At 67.1% G+C, this 20018-nt stretch carries 19 protein-coding genes and 1 tRNA gene; 14 read left to right on the forward strand and 6 right to left on the reverse strand.

Translation table 11 applies throughout. From position 1 onward, the window contains the following. Nucleotides 1-201: 201 nt before the first annotated feature. On the forward strand, nt 202-1545 hold the full coding sequence (locus AC3DEZ_RS17475; protein ID WP_488389373.1) for a glycosyltransferase family 2 protein: 1344 nt from the start codon (nt 202-204) through the stop codon (nt 1543-1545). Continuing rightward, on the forward strand, nt 1542-2471 hold the full coding sequence (locus AC3DEZ_RS17480; protein WP_488389374.1) for a hypothetical protein: 930 nt from the start codon (nt 1542-1544) through the stop codon (nt 2469-2471). The genes AC3DEZ_RS17475 and AC3DEZ_RS17480 overlap by 4 nt, the downstream gene beginning before the upstream one ends. Nucleotides 2472-2699: 228 nt before the next feature. On the opposite strand, the gene AC3DEZ_RS17485 is transcribed toward AC3DEZ_RS17480, so the two are convergent. Next, nucleotides 2700-2776 (reverse strand) — tRNA-Pro (locus AC3DEZ_RS17485). Between the two features lie 125 nt (nt 2777-2901). On the opposite strand from AC3DEZ_RS17485, the gene hisS reads away from it, so the two are divergent. Then, the gene (gene hisS / locus AC3DEZ_RS17490; RefSeq protein WP_488389375.1) at nt 2902-4296 is read left to right on the forward strand and encodes a histidine--tRNA ligase; all 1395 of its coding nucleotides are present in this window, start codon (nt 2902-2904) and stop codon (nt 4294-4296) included. A gap of 82 nt (nt 4297-4378) precedes the next feature. Here the strand turns inward: hisS and AC3DEZ_RS17495 are convergent, their stop codons facing one another. Beyond that, entirely contained in the window at nt 4379-6184 is a 1806-nt protein-coding gene (locus AC3DEZ_RS17495; RefSeq protein WP_488389376.1) for a sensor domain-containing diguanylate cyclase, read from the reverse strand. Between the two features lie 186 nt (nt 6185-6370). Between AC3DEZ_RS17495 and AC3DEZ_RS17500 the strand changes: the two genes are divergently transcribed. The 11 genes from AC3DEZ_RS17500 to AC3DEZ_RS17550 all read left to right on the forward strand — a co-directional run bounded on the left by AC3DEZ_RS17500 (nt 6371) and on the right by AC3DEZ_RS17550 (nt 16248). Then, on the forward strand, nt 6371-6703 hold the full coding sequence (locus AC3DEZ_RS17500; RefSeq protein WP_488389377.1) for a YerC/YecD family TrpR-related protein: 333 nt from the start codon (nt 6371-6373) through the stop codon (nt 6701-6703). Nucleotides 6704-6713: 10 nt separating this feature from the next. Then, nucleotides 6714-7628 (forward strand): ATP phosphoribosyltransferase, encoded by a 915-nt coding sequence (gene hisG, locus AC3DEZ_RS17505; protein ID WP_488389378.1) that lies wholly within the window; start codon nt 6714-6716, stop codon nt 7626-7628. Further along, nucleotides 7625-8917, forward strand: a complete 1293-nt coding sequence (gene hisD / locus AC3DEZ_RS17510; RefSeq protein WP_488389379.1) for a histidinol dehydrogenase — start codon at nt 7625-7627, stop codon at nt 8915-8917. Before hisG ends, hisD begins: the two co-directional genes overlap by 4 nt. After that, entirely contained in the window at nt 8914-10023 is a 1110-nt protein-coding gene (gene hisC, locus AC3DEZ_RS17515; RefSeq protein WP_488389380.1) for a histidinol-phosphate transaminase, read from the forward strand. The genes hisD and hisC overlap by 4 nt, the downstream gene beginning before the upstream one ends. Then, nucleotides 10020-11093, forward strand: coding sequence for a bifunctional histidinol-phosphatase/imidazoleglycerol-phosphate dehydratase HisB (gene hisB / locus AC3DEZ_RS17520; RefSeq protein WP_488389381.1), 1074 nt, complete (start codon nt 10020-10022; stop codon nt 11091-11093). The genes hisC and hisB overlap by 4 nt, the downstream gene beginning before the upstream one ends. Further along, a complete protein-coding gene (hisH, locus tag AC3DEZ_RS17525; protein WP_488389382.1) occupies nt 11090-11689 on the forward strand; it encodes an imidazole glycerol phosphate synthase subunit HisH in 600 nt (199 codons plus the stop codon). Before hisB ends, hisH begins: the two co-directional genes overlap by 4 nt. Next, on the forward strand, nt 11689-12456 hold the full coding sequence (gene hisA, locus AC3DEZ_RS17530; protein WP_488389383.1) for a 1-(5-phosphoribosyl)-5-[(5-phosphoribosylamino)methylideneamino]imidazole-4-carboxamide isomerase: 768 nt from the start codon (nt 11689-11691) through the stop codon (nt 12454-12456). Before hisH ends, hisA begins: the two co-directional genes overlap by 1 nt. Continuing rightward, nucleotides 12450-13226, forward strand: a complete 777-nt coding sequence (hisF, locus tag AC3DEZ_RS17535) for an imidazole glycerol phosphate synthase subunit HisF (protein ID WP_488389384.1) — start codon at nt 12450-12452, stop codon at nt 13224-13226. Before hisA ends, hisF begins: the two co-directional genes overlap by 7 nt. After that, nucleotides 13216-13818: a bifunctional phosphoribosyl-AMP cyclohydrolase/phosphoribosyl-ATP diphosphatase HisIE gene (gene hisIE / locus AC3DEZ_RS17540; protein ID WP_488389385.1), complete on the forward strand. Its 603-nt coding sequence runs from the start codon at nt 13216-13218 to the stop codon at nt 13816-13818. The genes hisF and hisIE overlap by 11 nt, the downstream gene beginning before the upstream one ends. Nucleotides 13819-13901: 83 nt before the next feature. Next, on the forward strand, nt 13902-15569 hold the full coding sequence (locus AC3DEZ_RS17545; protein ID WP_488389386.1) for a calcineurin-like phosphoesterase C-terminal domain-containing protein: 1668 nt from the start codon (nt 13902-13904) through the stop codon (nt 15567-15569). An 82-nt stretch (nt 15570-15651) separates the two neighbouring features. Then, on the forward strand, nt 15652-16248 hold the full coding sequence (locus AC3DEZ_RS17550; protein WP_488389387.1) for a YdeI/OmpD-associated family protein: 597 nt from the start codon (nt 15652-15654) through the stop codon (nt 16246-16248). Between the two features lie 152 nt (nt 16249-16400). Here the strand turns inward: AC3DEZ_RS17550 and mtnC are convergent, their stop codons facing one another. From mtnC to AC3DEZ_RS17570, 4 genes are all read right to left on the reverse strand, one after another. Continuing rightward, the gene (gene mtnC, locus AC3DEZ_RS17555; RefSeq protein WP_488389388.1) at nt 16401-17099 is read right to left on the reverse strand and encodes an acireductone synthase; all 699 of its coding nucleotides are present in this window, start codon (nt 17097-17099) and stop codon (nt 16401-16403) included. An 87-nt stretch (nt 17100-17186) separates the two neighbouring features. Then, nucleotides 17187-17747, reverse strand: a complete 561-nt coding sequence (locus tag AC3DEZ_RS17560) for a 1,2-dihydroxy-3-keto-5-methylthiopentene dioxygenase (protein WP_488389389.1) — start codon at nt 17745-17747, stop codon at nt 17187-17189. Nucleotides 17748-17840: 93 nt separating this feature from the next. Continuing rightward, a complete protein-coding gene (locus AC3DEZ_RS17565) occupies nt 17841-18485 on the reverse strand; it encodes a methylthioribulose 1-phosphate dehydratase (protein WP_488389390.1) in 645 nt (214 codons plus the stop codon). Nucleotides 18486-18544: 59 nt separating this feature from the next. Beyond that, on the reverse strand, nt 18545-19969 hold the full coding sequence (locus AC3DEZ_RS17570) for an amino acid permease (protein ID WP_447102536.1): 1425 nt from the start codon (nt 19967-19969) through the stop codon (nt 18545-18547). Nucleotides 19970-20018: the final 49 nt, after the last annotated feature.

Here is a 20018-nt window from a genome sequence, read left to right on the forward strand (position 1 = left end):
ATTTGAATCACGAAATTTGAATGGAGGCCGGGAGAGTGAGCGAGAGGGGCAGCCTTCGGGTCGCAAGCGTTGGCACGTGATTTGCTCAATCCACGGCACATTCCGAGTTCCGTGCCCGCCGCCATGTATGACGCCCATTCGCCTTCAGACGCCCCGCCGTGGGATGGCACCCGTGCACGGCCGCCGGAACCTCCCGCGTCGATGCCGCTCCCGGTGCCGGAGTACCGGCGCTTCTATCTTCCGGTGCGGCTCAAGTACCTGCTGGTGCTGATGGTCGCCCTGGCGTGGGCGGCGCTGAGCATCCGTCTGTCGCAACCCTGGTTGCACGAGCTGTCGATGCATGTGGGTTTTGCGCTGGCGCTGGTCGTCATCACCTTCATCGCCTACGTGCCGGGCTTCATGAATGCGTTCCTGATCGGCTCCATTCTGGCTGACCGGCGTCCACGCCTGCGCAAGTTCGACCGGTTGCCGGAGGTCTGCGTCCTGGTGGCCTGCTACAACGAGGCCGACAACATCGCCGACACGCTGACCAGCCTGGCCCGCCAGGACTATCCGGGCGAAATCGAAGTGGTGGTGATCGATGACGGCTCCACCGACGACAGCCTGGCCATCGCCCGCGCGGCGGCCCTGGAACAGACCCGACCGGGCCTGCGCGTGCGGGTGCTGGCGCAACCGAAGAACGGTGGCAAGTCCAGGGCGTTGAATCGTGGACTGGCGGAAACCCGGCAGGATCTCGTGGTCACCGTCGACGGTGATTCCTACCTGCGTCCGGACGCGCTGCGCAAACTGGTGGAGCGTTTCCTTTCGGATCCCGTCGATACGGTGGCGGTGGCCGGCGCGGTGCTGGTGCGCAATTCACGCGAGAACTGGCTGACCCGCAGCCAGGAATGGGACTACTTCCACGGCATCGCCGCGGTCAAGCGCATGCAGAGCATGTATCACGGCACCCTGGTCGCCCAGGGGGCGTTCTCGTTGTATACCCGCGAGGCGCTCGAACAGGCCGGCGGCTGGCCGGAGTGCGTGGGCGAGGACATCGTGCTGTCGTGGGCGCTGCTGAAGACCGGCGCGCGCATCGGTTACTGCGAGGAAGCCTGCCTGTTCACCCGCGTACCGGAGAAGCTGGGCCAGTTCTCGAAACAGCGTCAGCGTTGGTCGCGCGGTTTGATGGAGGCGTTCGCACGTCACGGCAGCCTGTTGTTCAAGCCGCGCATGACCACGCTCTTCATCTGGTGGAACCTGCTGTTCCTGCCGCTGGACCTGGTCTACACGCTGGCCTTCATTCCCGGCCTGATCCTTGCACTGTTCGGCTATTACTGGATCGCCGGTATCATGACACTGCTGGTGTTGCCGCTGGCGGCGCTATGGAACCTGATCATCTTCCGCGTGCAGGCGAAGATGTTCAAAAGCCAGGACCTGCGCGTGCGCCGAAACATCAGCGGATTCCTTTTCTACACTCTGGCCTACACCATGATCCTGCAGCCGGTCTGCGTCATGGGCTACGCCGCCGAAATCCTGCGTCTGCGCAAGACCTGGGGGACCAAATGAGCAAGTGTGTCGTCGCCGTCGCCCTGGGATGGGCGCTGGCGGTTCCCTCGATCGCCGCCGCCGCCGAAGACGTGCCCGCCGCGCGTCCCGCACTGCGCACCGACATCTGGATCGGTTCCGACGCGGACGACAACGAGACCCGCAAGATCGCGCTGGGTTGGGACATCCAGCACCGCGACATCGAGCACTGGTGGGGCATGAAGGTCGAACGCGCACGCTTCTCCGGGCGTGGCTGGTCCGAGTCGGAAAACCGTGCCTACCTGGGTGGCGCGGGCAGCCTGGGGAAGAACTGGCGCTGGGACGGTGACATCGGCAGCAACGGTGACGACCTGCTGGGGCGCGCCTCGGTCCACAGCACCGATGCCTGGCGCAAGGAGTTTTTCGTCGAGCGCGATGTACTGGAGACCCGACGCGGCGCCCGCGAGGGCTGGGTGCAGACCTTCGCCGGCGCCGCGCTGGACATGCCGTTCAGCGATCGCTGGTCCGCCAGTATGGTCGCCGGCGTGCAGGACTTCGGCACCGGCGACAACCTGCGCGCCCACCTGCGCGGCAACCTCGTCTATGCGTTTGCGCCAGAGCACGGACTGAGCGTCCAGCTCCGGACCCGCTACTACCGCAACAGCGAGGCCTTCGAAGCCGATTACTACTCGCCGACCTGGTATGGCGAGGCGCTGGGCGTGCTGGCCTGGCGCCGCCACATCGGCGGGTACCAATGGAGCGCGAAGGCAGGCTGGGGGCGGCAGCGCAGTTCCGAGGAGGGCTGGAAACGCGCACGACTGGCCGAGTTCGGGGTCGAAACCCCGCGCTGGAAGGACGCCTGGCTGCGCCTGGATGCCGGCTACACCGATACGCCGGTGCTGACCGACACCGGCACCGGCAGCTATGCCTTCCGTTATGTGCGCCTGCAGGCGTTCGTGGTGTTCTGAGAGCGGGCGCGCTCGTCATGTCGAGCCCGCCGGCTCGTTGACGGGCGGGACAACAATGTCGCGGGTCCGGGAGGAGCCATGGTCAGGGCGACCGTGACTGGCCGTTGGCGCGCCGCGCAGGAGCGACCGCCCGTACGGACATTCGGCGGAAGCCGGGAAGCCGGATTCGGGGCACAAAAAAACCCGAAAAACGTTTCGTTTTCCAGGCTTGTCTGCGACCTATCGATTTGGTCGGGGAGACAGGATTCGAACCTGCGACCTCTACGTCCCGAACGTAGCGCTCTACCAGACTGAGCTACACCCCGTGTGAGCCGGCTATTCTATTCAGGACGCCGACGTACGGCAACAGTTTTTTGCATGCCTGCCCCGGCGCGCCGTTCAGTCTTAGAATGACGGCCCTCGATAACGCTTGTCTCCCCGGAGTTTTCGCTTGATCAAGCCACGCACGCCGCCCGGAGTGATGGAACTGCTGCCGCGCGAGCAGATTGCATTCCAGCGCATGCTGGACACCATCCGCCGCAATTACGAGCGGTTCGGCTTCCTGCCGGTCGAAACGCCGGTGTTCGAACTTTCGGAGACCCTGCTGACCAAGTCCGGGGGCGAGACCGAACGCCAGGTCTATTTCGTGCAGTCCACCGGTGCGCTGGCCAAGAACGAGACGGGCTCGGCCGAGGGGGTGCCGGAACTGGCGCTGCGCTTCGACCTGACCGTGCCGCTGGCCCGCTATGTGGCCGAGCACGAGCATGAGCTGACCTTCCCGTTCCGGCGCTACCAGATCCAGCGGGTCTATCGCGGCGAGCGCGCCCAGCGCGGCCGTTTCCGCGAGTTCTACCAGTGCGACATCGACGTCATCGGCAAGGATGCGCTGAGCATCCGCTTCGATGCCGAGATTCTGGCGGTCATCCACGCGGTCTTCAGCGACCTGGGCATCGGTCGGTTCACCATCCAGCTCAACAACCGCAAGCTGATGCGCGGCTTCTTCGAGGCACAGGGCATCGCCGATGGCGAACGGCAGGCGCTGGTGCTGCGCGAGGTCGACAAACTGGACAAGCGTGGCGCCGACTACGTCCGCGAGACGCTGGAAGGTCCGGACTTCAACGTGCCGGCCGACGCGGTGGCGCGGATCCTGGCATTCGTCGCCATGCGCTCGACCAGTCATGCCGACGCGCTGGCCAAACTGGAGGCGCTGGGGCAGGGCAACGAGACGCTGGCCCAGGGCGTGGCCGAACTGCGTGAAGTGCTGGAACTGGTGCATGCGCTGGGCGTCCCCGAGGACGACTATTGCCTGAACTTCTCCATCGCCCGCGGCCTGGACTATTACACCGGCACCGTCTACGAAACCCAGCTCGACGACTATCCGCAGATCGGTTCGATCTGTTCGGGCGGCCGCTACGAGGATCTGGCCAGCCACTACACCAAGTCGAAGCTGCCCGGCGTGGGCATCTCCATCGGCCTGACCCGGTTGTTCTGGCAGTTGCGCGAGGCCGGATTGATCGCCGGCAGCGACGAGAGCAGTGTGCAGGCGATGGTGGCGCTGATGGACGATGGCGCGCTGACCGATTCGCTGGATATCGCCCGGCGCCTGCGGGCCGCCGGCATCAACACCGAAGTACAGATGGAAGCGCGCAAACTGGCCAAGCAGTTCCAGTACGCCTCGCGCGCGGGCATCCGTTTCGTGGTCCTCGCCGGCGAGGACGAGCGCGCCCGCGGCGCGGTCACCGTCAAGGATCTGGTGCGCGAGCAGCAGTTCGAGGTCAAGCGCGAGGAACTGGCCAGCAGCCTGAAAGTGGAACTGGAGCAGGCCCGCGCGCTGGCGGGCCGCTGAAACCGCAACGCACGGGTGAGCGGAGTTCGCTCCGCTGCTCTTCGGTCGTGAGCCGAATCCGCGAAGCCGGGCAAGCCCGGCGCTACAAGGTGCGGACGCAGTCGCGTCCTTCGGCCTTGGCGGTGTAGAGCGCCTGGTCGGCAACCTGCAGCGCGGAGTCGATGCTGTTCTTGTGGGCATCCACGCAATGGACGCCGATGCTGGCCGAAATCGGGATATCCAGATCTCCGCTGCGACAGGGGCGGTCGCGCAGGCGCTGGCGCAGCTCCTCCGCCACCGCGCTGGCTTCCTCCAGATTCATGTCGGGCAGGGCGGCGATGAACTCTTCGCCGCCGAAACGCGCCACCAGCGCACCATGGGGCCGCAGGGTTTCAGCCATCGTGTTCGAGGTCCAGCGCAGGCAGTCGTCGCCGACCAGATGGCCATAGGTGTCGTTGATGCGCTTGAAGTGATCCAGGTCGATCATCAGCAGCGAGATCGGCTGTTCGGCGTTGCGTGCCTGCGACAGCAGGTGCTCGAACGCCTCGCGGAAGTGCGCGCGGTTGTAGAGCTCGGTCAGCCCGTCCAGCCGGCTGAATTCGCGCAGGCGCAGGTGCGCGGCTTCCAGTTGATCCAGCGCGCTGCGCAGTTCCGCTGTGCGCTGTTCGACCTTGATTTCCAGTTGGTCGCGCGATTCCCGCACGATCCGCTCGTTCTCGTTGCGCAGTGACGCATAGCGATAACCCAGCGCGACCGACAGCAGCAGCATTTCCAGGGCCGAACCGATCTGCACGCTGTACTCGGTGACGAAGTTCTTGGGAAGCGCACCGAACGCGACCATCGCCACCATCGCGATACCGGCCAGGAACATCGACCACGCCAGCAGGAACAGCTTGGCCGGCTTGTAGCCGCTGCGCATCGCCACCACCGCCTCGACCGCGATCCAGGCCACGCTGAGGATCACCGCAATCACCGCCAATTGGGTCGACAGGCGGATCGGGATCCAGGTGGTGGCGATACCCAGCACCACGAACAACGCGATCATGCCCAGTCCGATGCGATCGCCCAGCGGCCAGCGCCGGCTCAGGCCGAGGAAGTTGCGGGCGAACTGTTGCATGCCGATCTGGGCAAGGCAGATCGACAACGGCACGGATTTGTCGGCCAGCCAGGGCGAGTGCGGCCACAGGTATTCGAAACCCAGGCCATACAGGGTGAACAACACCAGCCCGAAGGCGCTGATGTGGAACAAGTACCAGAAATAACTGGCATCGCGCAGGGTCAGCCACAGCACCAGGTTGTAGGTGAACAGCGCCAGCAGGATGCCGTAGTAGATCCCCATCGCGAACTGCGCGTCGCGCGAGAGTTCGGCGAAGGCGGTGGGCGTATAGAGGGCCAGCGGCACCTGCATCGAGCTCTGGCTTTCCACCCGCACGAACAGCTCGGCAGGCTGCCCTGGCGGAAGATCGAGCTGGAAGTTCGGGTGGCGGTAACGCACGCTGCGTTGTTCGAAGTGCAGATGATCGCCGCCGGCCTGGTGGAACAGTTCGCCGCCGGGGTAACGCACGTACACATCCAGCCGATCACTCAGCGCGTATTGCTGGACCAGGAGCCAGCGCGGCTCCTGCAGGTTGCGGTTGAGCAGATTGACGTGGAACCAGTAGGCACCGGGCTGGAAGCCGAAGGATGCGTCGTCGCCGGGCAACGGCTGGAAGCGTCCTGCCTGCAGGCGGGCCTCGATCGCCTGGATGTCGGCATGGCCATCGGCGTCGTGGAAATAGGTCGTGTGGGATGCGAGGGCGTAGGTGGCCGTGTCTCCCGACATCACCAACGGGGCCTGCGCCTGTGCGAACGCGCAGAACAGCAGCAGCGCCGCCAGCAGCCAGCGAAGTCCGCGGATGGCTTCCCTCATTCCCGTCCCCGTCCCAGAGCACCCGCCAGACTGGCGGACCGGCCGTCAGTTTAACCGTGGGACCGGGACCCGCCGGAGGGCCGCCGCGGACTTGACGGGTCTGGATGTCTCAATTAATGTATTAACGCATTAGTACATTGATTTGACCGATTACCGGTCCCCGACCCGTCCTCCTCCGGTTCCCCTATGAAACGCCGCCCTGCCGCTCCCGCCGACGACCGTACCGAAAGCACCTCGCTGCAGGCGCTGTCCGAGGCGTTGGCGAGCCTGGGTGAAGCCGGGCAGGTACGGGCGTTCCTGGAAGACCTGTGCACGCCGGCCGAGCTGGAGGCCATGGCGGATCGCTGGCGGGTGGTTCCGCTGCTGCTCAAGGGCGTGCCCTACCGTGAAATCCATGAACTGACCCAGGTCAGCGTCACCACCATCGGGCGGGTCGCCCGCACCCTCGAACGCGGCACCGGCGGCTACGCCACCGCGTTCCAGCAGCAGCAACCGCGCGCCAACGGCGCCTCCCACTGAGTCCCTCCCCATGAGTCCCAGGGCTGTACCCGCGACGCGCGATCGCCTGCGCATCGCCATCCAGAAAAGTGGCCGCCTGGCCGAGCCCGCGCGCGCGCTGCTCGCTGCCTGCGGGCTGAGCTGGCGAGAGAGTCGTGACAAGCTGTTCTGCTACGGCGAATCGCTGCCGATCGATCTGCTGCTGGTGCGCGATGACGACATCCCGGGCCTGATCGCCGATGGGGTGTGCGACTTCGGCGTGGTCGGTCGCAACGAACTCGACGAGCAGGCCGGCGAACGCGCGCGCGCCGGTCTGGCGCCGGCCTACCAGGCGCTGCGTCCGCTCGGCTTCGGCCAATGCCGGCTGATGCTGGCGGTACCGGACCACTGGGAATGGCAGGGAGCAGGTCAGTTGCAGGGCCTGCGCATCGCCACCAGTTATCCCGCGATCCTGTCGAACTGGCTGGAGCGCCAGGGGGTGGAAGCGGGGGTGGTGGAGTTGTCCGGTTCGGTCGAAATCGCCCCGCGCCTGGGAACGGCCGATCTGATCTGCGATCTGGTGTCCAGCGGCGCCACGCTGGCGGCCAACCAGCTCAAGCCGGTGGAAACCCTGCTGGACAGCGAAGCCGTGCTGGCCGGCCCGGTCCGCGAATTCGATGACGAACGCGCCGGGCTGGCGTCGATGCTGCTGCGCCGGGTCGACGGCGTACTCAAGCTGAAGGACAGCAAGTTGCTGATGTTCCGCGCCAATCGCGACACCGTGGCCGAGCTCTCGCGCCTGCTGCCGGATGCGGAACCATTGGTCCAACTGCCCGGTTCCGGCGAAGGCCCGCTTTCATTGCAGACCATGTGCCACGGTGTGATCACCTGGCAGCGGCTGGAGGAGCTGGAGCGCGCCGGCGCGCAGGGATTGATGGTGCTTTCGGTCGAAAGGTCGCTGGCATGAACCGGCTGATCTGGTCCCGACTGGATGGTGAACAACGCCGCGGCGCGCTGCGCCGACCCGTGCAGATGGTGGCGCAGCGTACCCGTGACGCGGTCGCGGCGGTGCTGGCGGAAGTGCGCCAGCTCGGCGATCCCGCGCTGCGTGAATTCACCAGTCGCTTCGACGGCGTGGCGCTGGATGATTTCGAGGTGGGCGCGGCGGAATTCGCCGCCGCCGAGGTGGCGGTGGCGCCCGCGCTGAAACAGGCGATGGAGGAGGCGGTCGCCCGCATCGACACCTTCCACCGCGCGGGCATGGCCCAGCCATACGCGGTCGAAACCGCGCCCGGCGTGCTCTGCGAGCGGATGATCCGCCCGATTCCGCGCGTGGGCCTGTACGTACCCGCCGGCAGCGCGCCGTTGCCTTCCACCGCATTGATGCTGGGTGTGCCCGCGCGCCTGGCCGGTTGCCGCGAGGTGGTGTTGTGCACGCCGCCGCGCGCCGACGGCAGCGCCGATCCCGCCGTGCTGGTGGCCGCGCGGATGACTGGCGTCACCCGGGTGTTCAAGCTCGGTGGCGCGCAGGCAATCGCGGCGATGGCCTTCGGCACCGCCAGCGTGCCCCGCTGCGACAAACTGTTCGGCCCCGGCAACAGCTATGTGACCGAAGCGAAACAGCAGGTCGCGCAGGCCGGTGCGGCCGCCATCGACATGCCGGCGGGTCCGTCGGAAGTGCTCGTGATCGCCGATGCCGGGGCGGATCCCGCGTTCGTTGCCGCCGATCTGCTGTCGCAGGCGGAACACGGCCCGGATTCGCAGGTGCTGCTGCTGTCGGACGCGCCTACGCTCATCGACCGCGTCGCGGTCGAACTCGAACGCCAGCTCGCCGCGCTTCCGCGCGCGGCCATCGCCCGCCAGGCGCTGTCCGGCTCGCGCCTGATCGAAGTGGACCGGCTGGACGATGCCTTCACCATCAGCAACGAATACGCGCCGGAACACCTGATCCTGGCGCTGCGCGACCCGCGCGCCTGGCTGGACCGGGTGGAGGCCGCGGGTTCGGTGTTCCTGGGCGACTACACGCCGGAGGCCTTGGGCGACTATTGCAGCGGCACCAACCATGTATTGCCGACCAGCGGCGCCGCGCGCGCCTACAGCGGCGTGAGCGTGGCCAGCTTCCAGAATTTCGTCAGCGTGCAGGCGGCCAGCCGCGCGGGCATCGGCGGTATCGGCGGATGCGCGCTGACGCTGGCGCGCGCGGAAGGCCTGGACGCGCATGCCAACGCGGTCGCGCTGCGGCTGGAGGCGGCATGAACGCGTCCCGTGCCAATGCGACGGATTCCAGCGTGCTTGATCTGATCAGGCCCGATCTGCGCGGTTTCGGAGGCTACAAATCGGCGCGCACCGAGATACTGCGCGGCGATGTCTGGCTCAATGCCAACGAGTCGGCCTGGTCCAATCCCGCGGACGCCGGCGCGCTCTGCCAGCGCTATCCGGAGCCGCAACCGGCGGCATTGCGCGCCGCGTTGGCCGATCTGTATGGCTGTGCCGCGGAGCAGTTGCTGATCGGACGCGGCAGCGACGAGGCGATTGACCTGCTGGTGCGCGCGCTGTGCGTGCCGGGACGCGATGGCGTGGTCATCAGCTCGCCGGTATTCGGCATGTATGCGGTGTCCGCGCGGTTGCAGGACGCGCCGCTCATCGATGTGCCGTTGCGCGATACGGAACGGGGCTTCGAGCCGGATCCGGATGCATTGGTCGCCGCCGCACTGGCGAGCCGCGCCAGGCTCGTGTTCCTGTGCTCGCCCACCAACCCCACCGGACGCGCCTGCGCGCTGGAGGAAATCGCCGGGCTGGCCGAACGCCTGGCCGGTCGCGCGCTGCTGGTGGTCGACGAGGCCTACGTTGAGTTCTCCGATGTTCCCTCGGCCGCCTCGCTGATTGCGCGGTTTTCCAACCTGGTCGTGTTGCGCACCTTGTCCAAGGCGCATGCGCTGGCCGCCGCGCGGATCGGCGTGGCGATCGCCACGAAAGAACTGATCACGGTGTTGCGCGCATGCCAGGCGCCATACCCGATACCCGCGCCCTGCGCGGAACTGGCGCTCGCGGGTCTGGCGCCCGCGGCACTGGCGCAGACCCGGGAGCGGGTCGCGGTCGTGCGGCGCGAACGTGCGCGGATGCGCGACGCGCTGGCGACGCTACCGGGCGTGCGTCGTGTCTATCCCTCGCAGGGCAACTATCTGCTGGTGCGGTTCGACGACGCCGACCACGCGTTCGCGGCGCTGCTGTCCACCGGGGTGGTCGTGCGCGATCAGCGTGCGGCGCCGCAACTGGGCGATGCGCTGCGCATCAGTATCGGCAGTCCGGAACAGAACGATCGGGTACTGTCGGCGCTGGCGGTTCGGGAGGCGGCGGCATGACCCCGATCCTGTTCATCGACCGCGACGGCACCCTCATCGAGGAGCCGGCCGATTTCCAGATCGATGCCTACGAGAAGATCCGGTTCGTACGCGACTGCATTCCAGCGCTGCTGAAACTACGCGACGCCGGCTACCAGTTCGTCATTGTCAGCAACCAGGACGGACTGGGTGGCGAGGGTTATCCGCAGGCGTCGTTCGATGGGCCGAATGACCTGATGCTTCAGATATTCGAAAGCCAGGGCATCCGTTTCCGCGAAGTGCTGGTGGACCCGAGCTGGCCGGAAGAAAACCGGCCGACCCGCAAGCCGGGCATCGGCCTGGTGCTGCACTATCTGCAGAACCGCGACATCGACTGGACGCGTTCGGCGATGGTCGGCGATCGGCCCACCGACATCCAGTTCGCCGACAACCTGCGCATCCGCGGGTTCCAGTTGAAGACGCCGCAGTTCGGCGGCGAGTGGGACTGGCCATCGATCGCCCACGAACTGGCCGATGCGCCGCGGCGGGCGAACGTTCAGCGCAATACCAGGGAAACCCGCATCCGGGTGGACGTGGACCTGGATCAAGTGGCCGATCCGGTCATCCACACCGGACTGCCCTTCTTCGATCACATGCTGGAACAGATCGGCAAGCATGGCGGCTTCACCCTGCGCATCGACACCGAGGGCGACCTGCACATCGACGAGCACCACACGGTGGAGGACACCGGGCTGGCGCTTGGGCAGGCGCTGAAACAGGCACTGGGCGACAAGCGCGGTATCGGGCGCTACGGATTCACGCTGCCAATGGACGAGACCCTCGCCAGCGCCGCGCTGGATTTCAGCGGGCGGCCTTATTTCGTCTTTGAGGGCGAGTTCCGGCGCGAGAAGGTCGGCGATCTGCCGACCGAACTGGTGCCGCATTTCTTCCGTTCGCTATGCGACGCTTCCGGACTGAACCTCAATCTGAGCGTGCGCGGCGACAACGATCACCACAAGGTCGAAGCCTGCTTCAAGGCGCTGGCGCGCGCATTGCGCCAGGCGATCCGCCGCGAAGGCGCGGAGTTGCCGTCGACCAAGGGAGCATTGTGATGCAGGTGGCACTGGTCGATGCCGGTGGCGCCAACATCGGCTCGGTCCGCTACGCGCTGGAGCGGCTGGGCGTGGAGGCCACGCTCACCGCGGACGCGGCGGTCATCCGTTCCGCCGACCGGGTCATCCTGCCCGGCGTGAGCACCGCCGCCACGGTGATGGCGCGGCTGCGCGAACAGGCGCTCGTGGATGTGTTGCGTGAGCTCGAACAGCCACTGCTGGGCGTCTGCGTGGGCATGCAACTGCTGTTCGAGCACTCCGAGGAAGACGACACGCCCTGTCTGGGCCTGTTGCCCGGAAAGGTGGCGCGACTACCGACCCGGCCCGGCATCCGGGTACCGCACATGGGCTGGAACACCCTGCACGCGCGGCGGGAATCCGGCTTGACCGCCGGTCTGGATGGCGGCCATGCGTACTTCGTGCACAGCTATGCCGCACCGGTCGGTGCGGACTGCCTGATGAGCAGCGAACACGGACAGCCGTTCGCCGCGGTGGTGCAGCGCGGCCGCGTGGCCGGCGCGCAGTTCCATCCGGAACGTTCGGCGGAGATCGGCGCGCGGCTGATCCGCAACTTCATCGAAACAGGATTGCAATGATGGCCGTGGTCTCGGCGGATACGCCTGCGCAACCAGCCTTCCAGGCCTATCCCGCCATCGACATCCGCGATGGCCGGGTGGTTCGGCTGGCCCAGGGCGACTACGCGCGCGAAACACGCTACGGCGACGATCCGCTGGCAATCATCCGCGGTTATGCGGAACAGGGCGCGGACTGGCTGCATCTGGTGGATCTGGACGCCGCGCGTGCCGGCGGCTACACCCTGGCGCCGCTGCTGCGCGATATCGCCGCGACCACCGGCCTGCGGCTGCAGACAGGCGGCGGCGTGCGATCGCGCGAGGACGTCGCGCGCCTGCTCGATGCGGGCGCGGCGCGGGTGGTGATCGGGTCGCTGGCGGTGCGTGAACCGGACGCGGTGCTGGCGTGGCTGGCCGAGTTCAGCGCCGAACGCATCACTGTGGCGCTGGATACGCGACAGGACGACGCCGGCGTCTGGCGATTGCCGGTGCACGGCTGGACCGAGGACGCGGGCGTCATCCTGGACGACATGGCGATCCGGTTCGAGGCAGGCGGACTGGTCCACGCGCTCAGTACCGACATCGCCCGCGACGGCATGTTGTCAGGCCCCAATCTCGAGCTTTACCGGCATCTGGGCGTGGTTGCGCCGCGCCTGCGCGTGCAGGCGTCCGGCGGCGTGCGTGCGCTGGACGATATCGCCGCCGCGCGCGCGCAAGGTTGCGCGGGCATCGTGCTGGGGCGCGCGCTGCTGGAAGGCCGCTTCAGTGTCGCCGAGGCGCTGTCATGCTGAGCCGGCGCATCATTCCCTGCCTGGACGTGCGCGACGGCCGCGTGGTCAAGGGCGTGCGCTTCCGCGATCACGTCGACATGGGCGACATCACCGAGCTGGCGCTGCGCTATCGCGATGCCGGCGCCGACGAGTTGGTGTTCTACGACATCGGCGCCAGTCCGGAAGGGCGATCGGTCGACTACACCTGGGTGGAGCGGGTCTCGCGCCTGCTGGACATCCCGTTCTGCGTGGCCGGCGGCATCCGCGACGTGGACACCGCGCGGCGGGTGCTGCATGCCGGCGCGGACAAGATTTCGATCAACACGCCGGCGCTGGAACGGCCGGTGCTGATCGGCGAACTGGCGCGGGCGTTCGGCGTGCAGTGCGTGGTGGTCGGCATCGATTCGGTGCGCGAGGACGACGGCGAATGGCGCGTGCGCCAGTACACCGGCGATCCGACGCGCACCCGCGCGCTACCGGTGCGTACGCTGGACTGGGTGATCGAAGCGCAGCGGCTGGGTGCCGGTGAGATCGTGCTCAACTGCATGGACAGCGACGGCGTGCGGCGCGGCTACGACATCGAACAGCTTTCCGCTGTCCGTGCGATCTGCGCGGTGCCACTGGTGGCGTCGGGTGGCGCGGGGGAACAGGAGCACTTCGCCGAGGTATTCCAGCGTACCGACGTCGATGGCGCGCTGGCCGCCAGCGTGTTCCACAGCGGCCGGATCGCCATTCCGGATCTGAAGCATTTCCTGCGCACGCAGGACATCGAGGTGCGTGATGTCGCTTGAACGGGATCAACTGGACTGGAGCAAGGGCGATGGCCTGCTCCCGGTGATCGTGCAGGATGCGGCCACCCTGCGCGTCCTGATGCTCGGCTACATGAACCGGGAAGCGCTGGACGCGACCCTGGCCAGCGGCCGGGTGACGTTCTACAGCCGCAGCAAGCAGCGCCTGTGGATGAAGGGCGAGAGTTCCGGCCATGTGCTGGAAGTGCGGGACATCGAGGCCGACTGCGACAACGACACTCTGCTGGTCCGGGCGGTGCCGCACGGGCCGACCTGCCACCTCCAGCGCGCCAGTTGCTTCGCCGATGCGCCGGGCTCGTTCCTGGCCGAACTGGATGCACTGGTGGCGCGCCGCGAGCGCGAACGTCCGTCGGGCAGCTACACCACCCGCCTGTTCGGGGAAGGCGTGCGCCGGATTGCGCAGAAGGTCGGGGAGGAAGGCGTGGAGACGGCGCTGGCCGCGGTGGCGCAGGACGAGGCGGCGCTGCTCGGCGAAAGCGCGGACCTGCTGTATCACCTGCTGGTGCTGCTGCGCAGTCGGGGGCTTGGACTGGCCGACGTCGAGGCATTGCTCGCGGCCCGTCATTCCGCCTGATGGCGCGTCGCGGTGGCGAGGCACGCCGCCGTCGCACGATAATCGGCGGGTTGCCCGCGGGGCGTTACCGGGAATCCATTGATATGAGCAAGCGCGTGGTAGGGCTGCCGCTCGCCGCCATGGCGTTGCTGGCCGGCGCGAACGTACCGGCGGCGTCGCGAGCATCGGATATCGCCGCCGTCGCGCAGTTCGTTGCCGCGGCTGCGCCCGCCGAACCGGCATTGGCCGATGTAACCGGGGTGGTCTACCTGGACGCCAACGGTGATGGTCGCCGCGATCCACGCGAACGGGGCCTGGCCGGGGTGAAGGTATCCAACGGTCGCGATGTCGCCATCAGTGATGCGCGGGGAGGCTATCGGCTGCCCGGACGCGAGCGTGCCACCGTGTTCGTGATCAAGCCGGCAGGGTACGCCGTGCCGACCGGCGCCGATGGCTTGCCCCGGTTCTGGCAGCACCTGTTCCCGCAGGGATCGCCCGCGCTGAAGTACGGCGGCATTCCGGCGGCCACCACCCCCGCCGCGTTGGATTTCGGCCTGTTGGACGCTCCGCGCCGCAGGGCCGGCGCCAGTCTGGAGATGCTGGTGTTCGGTGATCCGCAGCCCAAGACGCGGACCGATGTGGACTACTACGAGCGTGACATCGTGGCGCCGCTGATGGGGCGCCACGATGCGAAGCTGGGCCTGAGTGTGGGCGACATCGTCAACGACGACCTCAGCCTGTATGCCGACATGAACCGGGTCACCGCGAAACTCGGCGTGCCCTGGCTGCACGTCGCGGGAAACCACGATCTGGATTTCGATGCACAGGCCGACGAGGACTCGCTGCTGAGCTTCCGCAACGTCTACGGGCCCGATACCTATGCGTGGGAGGAACCGCAGGCCAGCTTCGTCGTGCTGGACGACGTGCTCTATCGCCCCGGCCAGAAGCCGGACTACATCGGCGGTCTGCGCGAAGAGCAGTTCGATTTCCTCAGGCGGTATCTGGCGACGTTGCCGAAGGAGCGCCGGGTGATCATCGCCGCGCATATCCCGTTCTTCGACCCCGTGCCGGGCGTGGAGACTTTCCGCCGCGCGGATCGCGAGCGCCTGTTCACCTTGCTGCGGGACCATGCGCAGGTGCTGCTGATCAGCGCGCACACCCACAACCAGCGCCATTTCCGGCACGGCGCGGAGACCGGCTGGCACGGCGCGCAGCCGCTGCACGAGTACAACGTCGGCGCGACCTGCGGTGCGTTCTGGTCGGGGGTGAAGGATGCGCAGGGCATCCCCGACACCACGATGAGCGACGGCACACCCAACGGCCATGCGTGGCTGACGATCCAGGCGGACGGTCGCTATGCGCTGCGCTACCAGGTGGCGCGCGCCGCCGGTGATCCGGCAATCGGCCTGCATGCGCCAAAGGTGCTGCGGCAGGGCGCCTATCCGGCCTACGGGGTGTACGCCAACGTCTACATGGGCGAGGCCGATACGCGGGTCGAGTACCGGATCGACGGGGGCGAATGGAAACCGATGCGGCGGGTGCTGCAGGCCGATCCGGCGTTGCTGGCGGAAAACGTCGCAGACGATGCCGCGCCCGCGCTGCGGGGCTATGACCGCTCGCCGGAGGCCAATGTGTCCACCCACCTGTGGCGCGGCACGCTGCCGACCGACCTGGCGGTGGGTGAACATCGGATCGAAGTGCGCGCGCTCGATCCCTGGCAGGGCGAACAGCACGCCGCGGCGAGCTATCGGCTGCAGCAGGCGGCGGAATAGGAATGCGTTGACGCACGTCCCAGCGGCTGCGCACGTCTTCAGAAGACGATCCTCCCGAAACCCGCCTTCAGGAAGCATGCCGATGGCCGCCGATGCGCTCGACCTGCCGATCAAGCTGTTCCGTACCGCCATGGCCTGGGAAAAATGGCTGGGCGCGAATACGACCCGTCCCGGCCTGTGGCTGCGGATCGCGAAGAAGGACGCGGGGGTGGTTTCGGTGAGCTATGCGGAGGCACTGGAAGTCGCGCTGTGCCACGGCTGGATCGACGGCCAGCGGCGGACATTCGACGAAAGGAGTTTCCTGCAGCGTTTCACCCCGAGGCGCCCGCGGAGCCTGTGGTCGAAGATCAATGTCGGCAAGGCCGAAGCGCTGATCGCCGCGGGCCGGATGCGCGAGGGTGGCCTGCGGGAAATCGAGCTGGCACGGGCCGACGGACGCTGGGCCGCCGCCTATGCGAGCGCGGCGGTGATGGACGTGCCGCCGGACCTGGCGGCGGTGCTGGCGAAGACACCCAAGGCCGCGGTCTTCTTCGAGAGCCTGGATCGCACCAACCGCTATGCGGTGTGCTGGCGGGTGCATACGGCGAAGAAGGCGGAAACCCGCGCGGCGCGTGTCGAGAAGCTGGTTGCGATGCTGGTGCGCGGCGAGAGGATCCACGCGAAACAGCGGCGCAAATGAAAAACGCCCCGGGAGGGGCGTCATCGGATCCCGGCTGGCTGGCGGAAGCTGGCTGGCGGGACGTGCTGGCGAGCGCGGGCTGGCTGGCAACGGCGCGAAGTCTAGCCGTTGCCGCCGCCGGATGAGGGAATGCGAATCGCTCGCAACAAGAATCAGTGCGGCAGGTCGATGGCGTCGAACGCCGTCGCGCGCGGATGGCCGTTGGCGGCAGCATCCAGGCGCGGCTGCGGATAATCCTGCGGGCGGTCGATCAATTGCGTGCGCATGCCGGCCTCGCGGGCGGCATCCAGTTCCTCGACCACATCGGACAGGAACAGGATTTCGCCGGCCGGCGCGCCAATCTGCGTGGCGATGCGGCGGTAGCTGTCGGCATCGCGCTTGCCGCCGATTTCGGTGTCGAACCAGCCCGAAATCATCGGGGTCAGATCGCCGGCGTCGCTGTGGCCGAAGAAGAGCTTCTGCGCCGGCACCGAGCCGGAGGAATAGACGTACAGGGGATAGCCCCGTTCGTACCACTGCCTGAGCGCTGGCGTCGCGTCCGGATAGATGTGCGCGGTGAAGTCCGCGTCGCGGTAGCCCGCATCCCAGATCATGCCCTGCAGGGCCTTCAGCGCGGTGTGCTTGCGGTCCTGGTCGATCCAGCCCTGCAGCGTCTCGACGATGACGTCATCGCTGCAGATCGCGCCGTGTTCGGTGGCGACCGCATCCAGCCAGCGCCGCACTTCCGGCTTCTGGCCATGATCGCGGACGAAGCCGGGCAGGGCGCGGCGGGCGTAGGGGAACAACACGTCCTTGACGAAGGAGATGCTGCTGGTGGTGCCTTCGATGTCGGTCAGGATGGCGCGGAGCATGGGGAATGGCGAATTCGGGAAGACGGGGAATGAAAGAGCGCGGCACCGATCTGCGCTTCGCGCCCGGTGCCGCGGGGTGATGCCGGCTTACTCGGGCCGGGTCGGGCCGTGATAGCGCGGGAACTGCTGGGCGATGGTGGTGCCGGTGAAATGGCCGACCCAGCCGTCCGGCTCGGTGAAGAAACGGATGGCGACGAAATGCGGTTCCGGTCCCATGTCGAACCAGTGCAGGGTGCTGTCCGGCACGGCGATGAGGTCGTCCTGGACGCATTCCACTTCGTAGATCTTGTCGTCCACGTGCAGGGTGAACAGGCCCGAGCCGGCGACGAAGAAACGGACTTCGTCTTCCTTGTGGTAATGCTCGTCGAGGAACTTGGCGCGCATTTCCTCGCGCTTGGGGTTGTCCGGCGCGATGCTGACCACGTCCACGGTCTTGAAACCGCGTTCGGCAATCAGCCGGTCGATATCGGCGCGATAGGCCTCCATCACGTTCTCCGGCGCCGCGCCGGGCTGGATCGGCTGGTTGGCCTTCCAGCGCTCGAAGGTCACGCCGACCTTCTGCAGTTCGGTGGCGATGAAGTCGGGATCGTAGCTGGCGAACTCGGGAGTGACCGGGTCGCTTTCATGGAAGATGCGGAGGCGGCTCATGGCGATATGGCTCGACGCGTGGGGAAGGCAAGGGTAGCAGGCGTCCGGTTCCGGTCCAGTTACCTGGCGGAAACCCGTGCGCGAAGGGGGTTGTCAGCGCCGGCAACCCAGCTTGCGCAGCTCGAGCTCGCAATGGAACAGGAACTCGAAGGCCTCCAGGTGGCGACGCGCCTCGGCCATGTCGCGGCCCCAGGCGTACAGGCCGTGACCGTCGATCAGATAACCCCACAGCGGTTGCTGGTCCAGCAGCGCATCGACCTGCGCGGCCAGGGTCGGCATGTCCTGGGTATTGCTGAACACCGGAACCTGGATCTCGGTCTCGTGGGTGGTGTTGCCATGGAAGGCCTTGAGCAGTTCGTAGCCTTCCAGCCGGATATGGCCCACGCCGGCATACAGCCGCGAAGCGATGGTCTGCACCGGGGAATGGGTGTGCAGCACGCAGCCGATTTCCGGGAAGCGGCGATACAGCTGGGTGTGCAGCAGGGTCTCGGCGGACGGGCGGTGGTCGCTGCCGACCGCCTTGCCGTCGAAGTCCACGACCATGATGTCGCCTTCCACCAGCCGGCCCTTGTCACGTCCCGACACGGTGATGGCCGCGTGCCGGTCGTCCAGGCGGTGCGAAAAGTTGCTGCTGGTGGCCGGCGTCCACCCCGCCTGCGAAAGCTCGCGGATGTTGTCGATCAGCAGGCGGGCCAGTTCGCCCAGGCGGGCGGTGTCATAGGGCAGGGAGGCGTTCATGGCCCCATTTTAGCGCCTGCCGCCGCCGATGAGCGGCAGACGCGGTACCCCGGGAAGACTCAGCGGCGCAGCTTGCTGTGGCGATGGCCGTACAGGAAGTAGATCACGAAACCGACCACCGTCCACACCGCCATCAGGAACCAGTTGTGCGCCGTCATGGTGGACAGCAGCGCCAGGCAGCTCAGGATGCCCAGGGTGCAGATCAGCCAGGCGGCCGGAATCCGGAACGGGCGCGGCAGATCCGGCTGGGTCCGGCGCAGGATCAGCACGCCGGCACAGACCGCGGCGAAGGCGATCAGGGTGCCCATCGAGGTCAGCTCGCCCAGTACGTCCAGCGGGAACAGCGCCGCCAGCAGCGCGATGCCGATGCCGGTGATGACGGTGTTGATGTGCGGGGTGCGGTACTCGGGGTGGATCTTGGTGAACACCGGTGGCAGCAGGCCGTCGCGGGCCATGATCATGAAGATGCGCGGCTGCCCGATGATCATCACCAGCACCACCGAGGACAGGCCGACCAGCGCGCCGATTTCCACCACGACGCGCAACCAGCCCAGCTGCGGATGCGCCGCCACCGCGGTGACCACCGGTTCATCGGTGCCCAGCAGGGTGTACGGCACCAGTCCGGTCATGACCGCGGCCATCGCGATGTACAGTACGGTGCAGATGGCCAGCGACAGCAGCATGCCGATCGGCATGTCGCGCTGCGGGCGGTGCGATTCCTGCGCGGCCACCGAGACCGCCTCGAAACCGATGTAGGCGAAGAACACCATCGAGGCGCCGCGCAGCACGCCCTCCCAGCCGAACTTGCCCGGTCCTTCGTTGGCGGGGATGAAGGGTTCCCAGTTGGCCGGGTCGACATACTTCCAGCCGACCGCGATGACCAGCACGATCAGGCCGGTCTTCAGCAGCACCATCGCCATGTTCATCGCCGAGGACTTGCGGATGCCGATGTAGCAGACCCAGGTCAGCAGCAGTACGATGGCCGCCGCCGGCAGGTTGGCGATGGCGCCGGTGGGTTGCAGCTTGGCGTCCAGCGGCGCGCTGACGAACGCCGCGGGCAGGTGGATGTTGAAGTGATCCAGCAGGCTCAGGAAATAACCGGTCCAGCTCACCGCCACCGCGGACGCGGAGACGCCGTATTCCAGTACCAGCATCCAGCCGATGAACCAGGCGGACAATTCGCCCAGGGTGGCGTAGGTGTAGGTGTAGGCGCTGCCGGATACCGGCACCATCGCCGCGAACTCGGCGTAGGCCAGCGCGCAGAAGGTGCAGCAGATCGCCGCCAGCACGAAGCTCAGCATGATCGCCGGGCCGGCATGGTTGGCGGCCGCCTGGCCGGTGATGACGAAGATGCCGCCACCAATCACGGCGCCGATACCCAGCGCGGTCAGGCCCCAGGGACCGAGGGTGCGGTGCAGGCTCAGCCCTTCTGCGTCGTTGTGGCTGGCATGGGGGTGTTTGGTGGCCCAGAGTTGTCCGAACATCAATCCACTTCCAATCGTCGTTCTTCATCAAGACGTACGGGCGGGCGAT

The sequence above is a fragment of the Pseudoxanthomonas sp. 134C1 genome (assembly GCF_057773065.1).

Excerpts from the sequence above, each read along its gene's own strand:
- AC3DEZ_RS17475 (WP_488389373.1), top strand. The coding sequence starts at position 202 with ATGCCGCTCCCGGTGCCGGAGTACCGGCGCTTCTATCTTCCGGTGCGG.
- AC3DEZ_RS17480 (WP_488389374.1), top strand. The coding sequence starts at position 1,542 with ATGAGCAAGTGTGTCGTCGCCGTCGCCCTGGGATGGGCGCTGGCGGTT.
- AC3DEZ_RS17495 (WP_488389376.1), bottom strand. The coding sequence starts at position 6,184 with ATGAGGGAAGCCATCCGCGGACTTCGCTGGCTGCTGGCGGCGCTGCTG.
- AC3DEZ_RS17500 (WP_488389377.1), top strand. The coding sequence starts at position 6,371 with ATGAAACGCCGCCCTGCCGCTCCCGCCGACGACCGTACCGAAAGCACC.
- hisG (WP_488389378.1), top strand. The coding sequence starts at position 6,714 with ATGAGTCCCAGGGCTGTACCCGCGACGCGCGATCGCCTGCGCATCGCC.
- hisD (WP_488389379.1), top strand. The coding sequence starts at position 7,625 with ATGAACCGGCTGATCTGGTCCCGACTGGATGGTGAACAACGCCGCGGC.
- hisC (WP_488389380.1), top strand. The coding sequence starts at position 8,914 with ATGAACGCGTCCCGTGCCAATGCGACGGATTCCAGCGTGCTTGATCTG.
- hisB (WP_488389381.1), top strand. The coding sequence starts at position 10,020 with ATGACCCCGATCCTGTTCATCGACCGCGACGGCACCCTCATCGAGGAG.
- hisA (WP_488389383.1), top strand. The coding sequence starts at position 11,689 with ATGGCCGTGGTCTCGGCGGATACGCCTGCGCAACCAGCCTTCCAGGCC.
- hisF (WP_488389384.1), top strand. The coding sequence starts at position 12,450 with ATGCTGAGCCGGCGCATCATTCCCTGCCTGGACGTGCGCGACGGCCGC.
- hisIE (WP_488389385.1), top strand. The coding sequence starts at position 13,216 with ATGTCGCTTGAACGGGATCAACTGGACTGGAGCAAGGGCGATGGCCTG.
- AC3DEZ_RS17545 (WP_488389386.1), top strand. The coding sequence starts at position 13,902 with ATGAGCAAGCGCGTGGTAGGGCTGCCGCTCGCCGCCATGGCGTTGCTG.
- AC3DEZ_RS17550 (WP_488389387.1), top strand. The coding sequence starts at position 15,652 with ATGGCCGCCGATGCGCTCGACCTGCCGATCAAGCTGTTCCGTACCGCC.
- mtnC (WP_488389388.1), bottom strand. The coding sequence starts at position 17,099 with ATGCTCCGCGCCATCCTGACCGACATCGAAGGCACCACCAGCAGCATC.
- AC3DEZ_RS17560 (WP_488389389.1), bottom strand. The coding sequence starts at position 17,747 with ATGAGCCGCCTCCGCATCTTCCATGAAAGCGACCCGGTCACTCCCGAG.
- AC3DEZ_RS17565 (WP_488389390.1), bottom strand. The coding sequence starts at position 18,485 with ATGAACGCCTCCCTGCCCTATGACACCGCCCGCCTGGGCGAACTGGCC.
- AC3DEZ_RS17570 (WP_447102536.1), bottom strand. The coding sequence starts at position 19,969 with ATGTTCGGACAACTCTGGGCCACCAAACACCCCCATGCCAGCCACAAC.